The organism is Reyranella sp. (assembly GCF_052439685.1).
GTDB lineage: Bacteria > Pseudomonadota > Alphaproteobacteria > Reyranellales > Reyranellaceae > Reyranella.
Map to the genome: position 1 here is coordinate 208486 of NZ_JBQVQG010000008.1, position 6851 is coordinate 215336.

The window sequence follows — 6851 nt, forward strand, 5'->3', positions numbered from 1 at the left end:
ACCGCATGCGGTTCGCCTTCGTCCTCGCACATCGCTGGCTCGGCCTCGCCCTCGCAACGTTCCTGTTCGTGGCCGGGCTCACCGGTGCGGTCATCTCGTGGGATCACGAATTGGACGGCGTGCTGAACCCGCATCTCGTCCGGGTCCGTACCTCGGGCCCGGCCCTGCCGCCGCTCGCGCTGGCGGCGATTGCCGAGCAGCGCGACCCGCGAATCCGCGCCTCCTATGTGCCCATGATCCTTGAGCCCGGCGAGTCGCTCGCGCTCAGCATCCTTCCGCGCATCGATCCCGCCAGCGGCCTGCCCCACGAACTCGGCTTCAACCAGCTCTTCCTCGATCCGGCAACCGGCGCGGAGCTGGGCCGCCGGGAATGGGGCGCGCCCTGGCCGGTCACCCGCGAAAACCTCGTCTCGTTCCTCTCCGAGTTGCACTACTCGCTCCACCTTCCGGAGATGTGGGACGTCGACGAATGGGGCATCTGGCTCATGGGCATCGTGGCCCTCGCCTGGACCGTCGATTGCTTCATCGGCTTCTACCTGACCCTACCCGCACGCCGCCACGTCGCCGGCGGCGCAAGTCCACGACCGCGTGGCTGGACAGCCTGGGCCGGGCGGTGGGCGCCCGCCTGGAAGATCAAGCGTGGCGCCAGCGCCTGGCGCCTCAACTTCGACATCCACCGCGCCTTCGGCCTCTGGACGTGGGTGCTGCTCTTCATCGTCGCCTTCACCGGCTTCTCGCTCAATCTCCATCGCGAGATCTTCTTCCCGCTGATGCAAATGGTCTCGAGCGTGACGCCGACGCCGTTCGAGGGGCGCATGCCCGGCGACGGCAAACATCCAATCGAACCGCAGGTTGGCTACGCGGACATCGTGGAAATCGCGCGACACGAGGCGGCCCAGCGCGGCTGGCAGGCGCCGGTTGCCGGAATCTACTATGCGCCGAACTGGGGCATCCATACCGTGCAGTTCTCGCACACCAGCCGGAACCGCACCGAGGCCGGGATGCATCCGACACGCCTGTTCCTCGACGCGACGGGCGCCGTGCTAGGCGAGCGCGTCCCGTGGACCGGCACGGCCGCCGACATCTTCGTGCAGGCGCAGTTCCCCCTGCATTCCGGCCGCATCCTCGGCACGGCAGGGCGAATCGCCATCTCGGTGATGGGGATCGTCGTCTCCGCTCTGTCCGTAACCGGGGTGGTCATCTGGTATCGCAAACGCTTTGCGCGGAGGCGATCTGAGCGCACGGGCCGCCCCGCCTAGCAGACCGTTGGAAAGATCGAAGTCGTGGCCGATAAACGAAACAACCGAAACAAACGAAGTAAACGAATCGCATGTCGCAGCCCCCCGAATTCCTGCCGCGGCGCCCTCCTACGCAATAATATTGCTCGTCGAATCGAGCGCAATCACTTCCTCGACGAAAGCGTCGAGGACGAGATCGTCAAACGATCCCAGATGCCAGAGGCAATTCACGTCGAGCGTGAGGAACGGCCTGTCCCACCATCGCGCGACGATCTCCTGCAGCTCTTTCGCTTCGGCCGCCTCGAGGTGATCGGTGAGATTGTAGAGACCCACAAGGTAGAGATCCGTTTCCGGCCTGCCGAGACTCCGCTGGATCCGGCGCAGCAGGTTCATGCCGTTCCGACACTCTGGGTAGACGCGCAGATAGAGGCGGCCGACGTTGATGTTGCCGGAGAACAGGCCGCGCACCTCGACACGTAACGGACCGAGCTGCCTGAGAGCGGCCCTCTCGTCGTCGGAAATGCGGTACGGCACATCCTTCGACAGAGATCCGCAGATCGTTGCGTGGAGTCTCTCCCGGCGCTTCGCCATCAGCTCCCAGGCGATCTTGGTCGCGAAGGGCGAGTGCCTGAGTTCGCCTTCCAGCGCCTGATACGCGGCCGACTTCTCCAGCTCGTCCGGAGGGATCGGCAGGACCATCGAGAAAGCCCGTTCGTGCCGTCCCATGCGATAGCTTGCACCGGGACGCGACGGGATCACGTCGGGATGATCCGGCGCGATCAGAGGCAGGTGCGCCAGACGATAGGCCTCGTCCAGCCGGAGCTCCTCTCCGGGCACGAACCGCGTGCGGCTCCGCTCGTAGCCGAGTTCTGCATCGGAGCAGAAAGTGTCCACGGCCGGCCGCTCAGGCGTCGGGCACGCCCGAGGTCGTCGAATATTCGAAGTGCAGCGGCGTCTCGGGATGGATCAGCGCATAGGCCGAGCGCGCGGCGATCGCCGCCTCCGCGAAGCCCGTCAGGATGAGCTTCAGCTTGCCCGGATAGGTGACAACGTCGCCCACGCCGAAGAGGCCGGCCTTGCTCGTCGCCGCCGTCGCCGGATTGACTTCGATCTGGTTGCGCTCCAGCGCCAGCCCCCAGTCGGCGATCGGCCCCAGCGACATCGAGAGGCCGAAGAACGGCAACAGCACGTCCGCCTCGATGCGCTTCGTCTCGCCTTCCAGGGTGGAGACCGTCGCCGCCGTGAGCTGGCCATTCTCGCCCTCGAGCCCATGGAGCTGATACGGCACCACGAGGTCGATCTTGCCCTCCTTCGCCAGCGCCTTGAGCCGGGCCTCGCTGTCGGGCGCGGCCCGGAACCGGTCGCGGCGATGGATCACCGACACACGGCCGGCGATCTCGGCCAGCGACAGCGCCCAGTCGACCGCCGTGTCGCCGCCGCCCGCGATCACCACCCGCTTGCCGCGGAAGGTCTCGCGCTGGGTGACGTAGTAGAAGACGCTCTTGCCCTCATAGGCCTCGATGCCGGGCAGCGGCGGACGGTTGGGCCCGAAGGCGCCCACACCGGCGGCGATGATCACCGCCTTGGCCTGCAGCACGGTGCCCTTGGACGTCGTCAGCCGCCAGAACCCGCCGGTCAGCGGCTCCAGCGCCTGCACCTGCTCGCCCAGGTGATAGACCGGCCGGAAGGCCGCCGCCTGGGCCTTCAGCCGGACGATCAGTTCGGCCGCCTCGATACGGGGGAAGCCGGGAATGTCGTAGATCGGCTTTTCGGGGTACAGCGCCGTGCACTGGCCGCCGGCGTCGTCCAGCACGTCGACGACATGGCAGTTGAGCCGGACCATGCCGCACTCGAACACGGTGAAGAGGCCCACAGGCCCCGCCCCTACGATGATGACGTCGGTCTGCTGCGTGTGTGCGTTGGCCATGGTCTAAATTGGCGCAGGTGATGCGCAAATGAAAGGCCCCCGGCCGCACCTCAGAGGCGCAGAACCGGGGGCCGGAATTGGTAGCTGGGGGCGACCTCGTAGCAGACGAGCAGATCAACGGCTTGGCCGCTCCCACCGGTGAGCCTGAGGCATACCGGCGCAAGGGTTTTGCGGCAAGAGGTTCCCACCGTTTTCGCCAGCACCGCCAGCAGCCCCGCGCCGCGTTCACGCCGCCATGCGCACCCGTCGGCAGACGCCCGGCGCGCCGCTGGCCTATCGTCCCGGCATGGTGAAGGCCGAGACCACCAACAACCTGCACACGCTGGTCTGCTACGGCGGTCCGCTGGGCGTCGAGTGCACCTGCGGCCGCCGGGCCGTAGTGTCCTGCGAGGCGCTGGGCGCCCACAGTGGCAACATGAAGCTGCTGCGATCCCTGCGCTTCGTCTGCCGGGAGTGCGGCTCGCGGGACTGGACGGGCTGGATCTTCACGCCGCAGGACGACGCCCTGGCCTGGGCGCGCGGGGCGCCGGGGTAGGGCCGAAACCGGCCCATTTCCGGCCCACCAACTCGTGCAAGAATTGCACAGGTTCGATATGATGGTCGGGCTGCGGCGGCTGGTGAACCCAGCAGGAACTGACAGACCCTTAGACCACCGCATCGCGCGGTTCGGGATGGGAGCGTCCTTCAACTCGCCGCAGCCCTCTTGCGCAGGTTCGCCGGACTAGTTCTTACACCGCATGTAACAACTGCCGCCCCTCGTCCGTGAGGCACACCGAGTGCCCACCCTCGACCAACAGCCAGCCGCGATCGACGGCAAGCTGCACGGCCTCGCGGGTCTCGGCGACGTCGGAGAGCCCGGCCAGTGACCGCCACTGCATCGGGCGGCCGGCGGTGGCATCGTAGAGCGCGCGCATCAAGTGCAGCGCCAGGGCTTCGGGCTTGGACGGCATCAGCGGGCAACGGGGCCGACGGTGTTAAGTTTCTCGACCGGGCGGGAGGCGATCCGCAGGCGCCGCTTTCATGGTACTGCGCACGGGAAAAGCCAATGTTCATCGGGCAAATCGAGGCGATCCGGCCCGTTCACGGGTAGTCCGCTGCGCGCGGTCGGATTTCCGACCTCGAAAGTCCCTCAAGGTACCTTCGTCACACAGGCACCCTGGCCGATATGGGAAATCCCATGTCGGGCGAGGCCATCTTCCGCGCGCCCGCAAAATGGTCTCCCCCAACGAAGAAAAGCCCGCCCCAGCGAACCGTACGATGAAATCATACAACTGCCGGAACGGGCGAAGATGGGCGCGTGGAGCGAGGGAGGATGGCTATTGTTCTAGCCAACGCTCCCAGAATCGCTGGGCGCGGACGATGGCGTCGTTTGCGGCGGCCTTGTTGTATTGCAGCCAATGGCCCAAGTACCCCGCGCCCGCGGCGACATTCGGATCGAGGAAGGAATGGTGTGTGTCTGGATACACAACCAGCTCCACCATTGAGCGATCATCTGGTTTGCGCGATGTCCCAATAGCACTCTCTCCGGCAACCATAGCGCGACAGTCGTCGGCCGGCGTCCAGTCGTCACGTTCGCCGACCATTACGAGCGTTGGCCCACTCATAGTGCCCGAGCTCCCTGAGCAGGGAGGATAGAATGCGATCGCAGCCCGGAACTTCTCAGGGTACCCCTTCTCAATCCCGTCTCGCTCGAAAGCAGCAAGCGTTGCTCCGGCGCCGAGCGAGATTCCCATCAAGCCGATGCGGTCACCGCGCACAAAAGGCTGGCCGGCAAGGAAACTCAGCGCGCGATAACTGTCATGAACCTGATCGCTGGCACCGCTACTGCACGACGATTTCCTGCCTTTCGGTGTAAGACTATCGGGTGCGACTGCCACATAACCCCAGCCTGCGAGCCGGTCTGCCCAATTCACAACGACGCCGTTGATGCCACCGCAGCCATGTAAGACGACGATAGCGGGAAAGGGTCCGTTACCGGATGGTCGGGCGAGGTAGGCAGGCAACGACTTCTCTGCGTCGCCACCCCCTGAAATCTCTACAAGCGAACCGGCGTGACACGCGCTTGCTGTCACCGCCAGGGCAACGGCAGCATACAGCAGAGATTTCAGCCAATGCATGCGAGAGCTCCTCAGCCTCAATTCACCCAGTATTATGAGCTCAATGAAAGGCGCGTCCAATGCGCGTGCCACTCCCGGATGGAACTAACTGTCTCCACACTCGACGAGAAAAGCCCGCCGACCCGATGAAGGGCCGACGGGCTAATTGCAGCACAAAAAAACGCGAGCTGGAGCAGGCCCGGAAGCGGGCGACTAGACTAAGATGACCTTGCCGGTTGGCAGATCGTAATAGGCGCCGATCACCTTGAGCTTACCTGCGGCGACCATGTCTCCCAAGATGGGCTTTTCTACTTGCAACCGATGGACGTTGGCCTGGACGTTTGCAACGACCGCGCGCTGCTGAAGATCCGGTCCAGGATTCTTCAGTGCCGATTCAACACTTGGCTTCATGGCGCGCACCAGCCCGGCAATGTGGCCTGGCAGCGTGTTGCCTTTTTGTAGCGCGTCAACGGTAGCGTTGACCGCTCCGCAGGACGTATGGCCAAGAACCATGATCACCTTAGTGCCAAGCACCGCAGCCCCGAATTCGAGGCTGCCGAGCCCATCGGGGGTGACGAAATTGCCCGCTACCCGCACAACGAACAGCTCACCGGGCGACTGGTCGAACGCCAGTTCTGGCGCTACCCGCGAATCGGCGCAGCCGAGGATTGCCGCAAACGGGGCTTGGCCTTGGGCGCGCGCAGCGCGGGAAGCCGAAAAATCGCGCTGGGCCATCTGCCCGGCGACATAGCGTGAGTTGCCTTCCATCAAACGAGCTATCGCGGCGTCGGGAGTATCAACGGCTCGCGTTGGCGGCGCGACCGTCGCAGGCGCCGCTGTCGAGCATGCTGTTGCTGCCAACGCCACGACCCCTGCGCTTGCCGCTGTCGAAAAGAGACCGCGGCGCGAAAGACACAGATTACACATTCTCTCTCCCCCCGGAACTGAGGAGAGAATGTCGCATGGAACGTGCGCAGCCGAAAGCAGCAGAGGCGCAAGACTTCTTTGTCAATCGGAGATGTTGGAGCGCGAGTAAATCGGCTCCGGACGGATCCAGATCCCGACCTCGTGTGCGCCTTAGCGCATGTTCGGTGGTTCGCTCTTCACGGGCACGTCGCGACGAACCGGGCATTGAGCGAGCGGGCCCGACCGTTGGCGGCGCGCACCTCGGCCACGGTCGGCGGCGTGTCGGCTTTGCCGTCATAGGTGATCTCGCGCACCGGGAAGCCCGGCCGCATCGCCTCACAGGCCGGGGCAGAGGTCGGCATGGCTGTCACCGGCGGCGGAGCGTCATCGCCAAGGCAGCCGCCCAGCGCCAGGCTAGCGGCGCAAACTGCGATCGTTCGGATCATGGTCGGGCTCCGGTCGGGTTTCGGATTCGTGGGCGGCTTCGGTCGCGGCACGGATGGTCGCCGTGCCGGCCTTGAGGTCGATGTTCTGCTGTTCCGCACGACCGAGTTCGCGGCTGACATCGGGCGGCGGCTGCTTCTTCACGAACAACCCGACTAGCAGATCGAGCGCCTTGGGCAGCAGCGCGCCCAGCAGGCCGAGCCACGACATCAGCCGCCCGCCGGCTTGAGCTTCGTCACG

The 6851-nt window shown here is 65.3% G+C and carries 9 protein-coding genes; 2 read left to right on the plus strand and 7 right to left on the minus strand.

The window, feature by feature from the left end:
• Window positions 1–5 precede the first annotated feature (5 nt).
• Window positions 6–1259, plus strand: coding sequence for a PepSY-associated TM helix domain-containing protein (locus ACT6UX_RS13585; RefSeq protein WP_444775689.1), 1254 nt, complete (start codon window positions 6–8; stop codon window positions 1257–1259).
• Between the two features lie 108 nt (window positions 1260–1367).
• Here ACT6UX_RS13585 and ACT6UX_RS13590 read toward each other — a convergent pair whose 3' ends face one another.
• Both ACT6UX_RS13590 and ACT6UX_RS13595 read right to left on the minus strand, forming a co-directional pair.
• The gene (locus ACT6UX_RS13590; protein WP_444775690.1) at window positions 1368–2132 is read right to left on the minus strand and encodes a hypothetical protein; all 765 of its coding nucleotides are present in this window, start codon (window positions 2130–2132) and stop codon (window positions 1368–1370) included.
• Between the two features lie 10 nt (window positions 2133–2142).
• Complete coding sequence (locus tag ACT6UX_RS13595) at window positions 2143–3165, minus strand: NAD(P)/FAD-dependent oxidoreductase (protein WP_444775691.1); 1023 nt, start codon at window positions 3163–3165, stop codon at window positions 2143–2145.
• Window positions 3166–3400: 235 nt separating this feature from the next.
• Here ACT6UX_RS13595 and ACT6UX_RS13600 point away from each other — a divergent pair, with 235 nt between their 5' ends.
• On the plus strand, window positions 3401–3700 hold the full coding sequence (locus tag ACT6UX_RS13600; RefSeq protein ID WP_444775692.1) for a hypothetical protein: 300 nt from the start codon (window positions 3401–3403) through the stop codon (window positions 3698–3700).
• Between the two features lie 193 nt (window positions 3701–3893).
• Here ACT6UX_RS13600 and ACT6UX_RS13605 read toward each other — a convergent pair whose 3' ends face one another.
• From ACT6UX_RS13605 to ACT6UX_RS13625, 5 genes are all read right to left on the minus strand, one after another.
• Window positions 3894–4115, minus strand: a complete 222-nt coding sequence (locus tag ACT6UX_RS13605; protein WP_444775693.1) for a hypothetical protein — start codon at window positions 4113–4115, stop codon at window positions 3894–3896.
• Between the two features lie 366 nt (window positions 4116–4481).
• Window positions 4482–5282: a dienelactone hydrolase family protein gene (locus tag ACT6UX_RS13610; RefSeq protein ID WP_444775694.1), complete on the minus strand. Its 801-nt coding sequence runs from the start codon at window positions 5280–5282 to the stop codon at window positions 4482–4484.
• Window positions 5283–5474: 192 nt separating this feature from the next.
• Complete coding sequence (locus ACT6UX_RS13615) at window positions 5475–6188, minus strand: carbonic anhydrase (protein WP_444775695.1); 714 nt, start codon at window positions 6186–6188, stop codon at window positions 5475–5477.
• A gap of 176 nt (window positions 6189–6364) precedes the next feature.
• A complete protein-coding gene (locus tag ACT6UX_RS13620) occupies window positions 6365–6529 on the minus strand; it encodes a hypothetical protein (RefSeq protein ID WP_444775696.1) in 165 nt (54 codons plus the stop codon).
• Between the two features lie 52 nt (window positions 6530–6581).
• On the minus strand, window positions 6582–6851 hold a 270-nt coding region (locus ACT6UX_RS13625), incomplete at its 5' end, for a hypothetical protein (RefSeq protein ID WP_444775697.1).

Excerpts from the sequence above, each read along its gene's own strand:
- ACT6UX_RS13585 (WP_444775689.1), top strand. The coding sequence starts at position 6 with ATGCGGTTCGCCTTCGTCCTCGCACATCGCTGGCTCGGCCTCGCCCTC.
- ACT6UX_RS13595 (WP_444775691.1), bottom strand. The coding sequence starts at position 3,165 with ATGGCCAACGCACACACGCAGCAGACCGACGTCATCATCGTAGGGGCG.
- ACT6UX_RS13600 (WP_444775692.1), top strand. The coding sequence starts at position 3,401 with ATGCGCACCCGTCGGCAGACGCCCGGCGCGCCGCTGGCCTATCGTCCC.
- ACT6UX_RS13605 (WP_444775693.1), bottom strand. The coding sequence starts at position 4,115 with ATGCCGTCCAAGCCCGAAGCCCTGGCGCTGCACTTGATGCGCGCGCTC.
- ACT6UX_RS13610 (WP_444775694.1), bottom strand. The coding sequence starts at position 5,282 with ATGCATTGGCTGAAATCTCTGCTGTATGCTGCCGTTGCCCTGGCGGTG.
- ACT6UX_RS13615 (WP_444775695.1), bottom strand. The coding sequence starts at position 6,188 with ATGTGTAATCTGTGTCTTTCGCGCCGCGGTCTCTTTTCGACAGCGGCA.
- ACT6UX_RS13620 (WP_444775696.1), bottom strand. The coding sequence starts at position 6,529 with ATGCCGACCTCTGCCCCGGCCTGTGAGGCGATGCGGCCGGGCTTCCCG.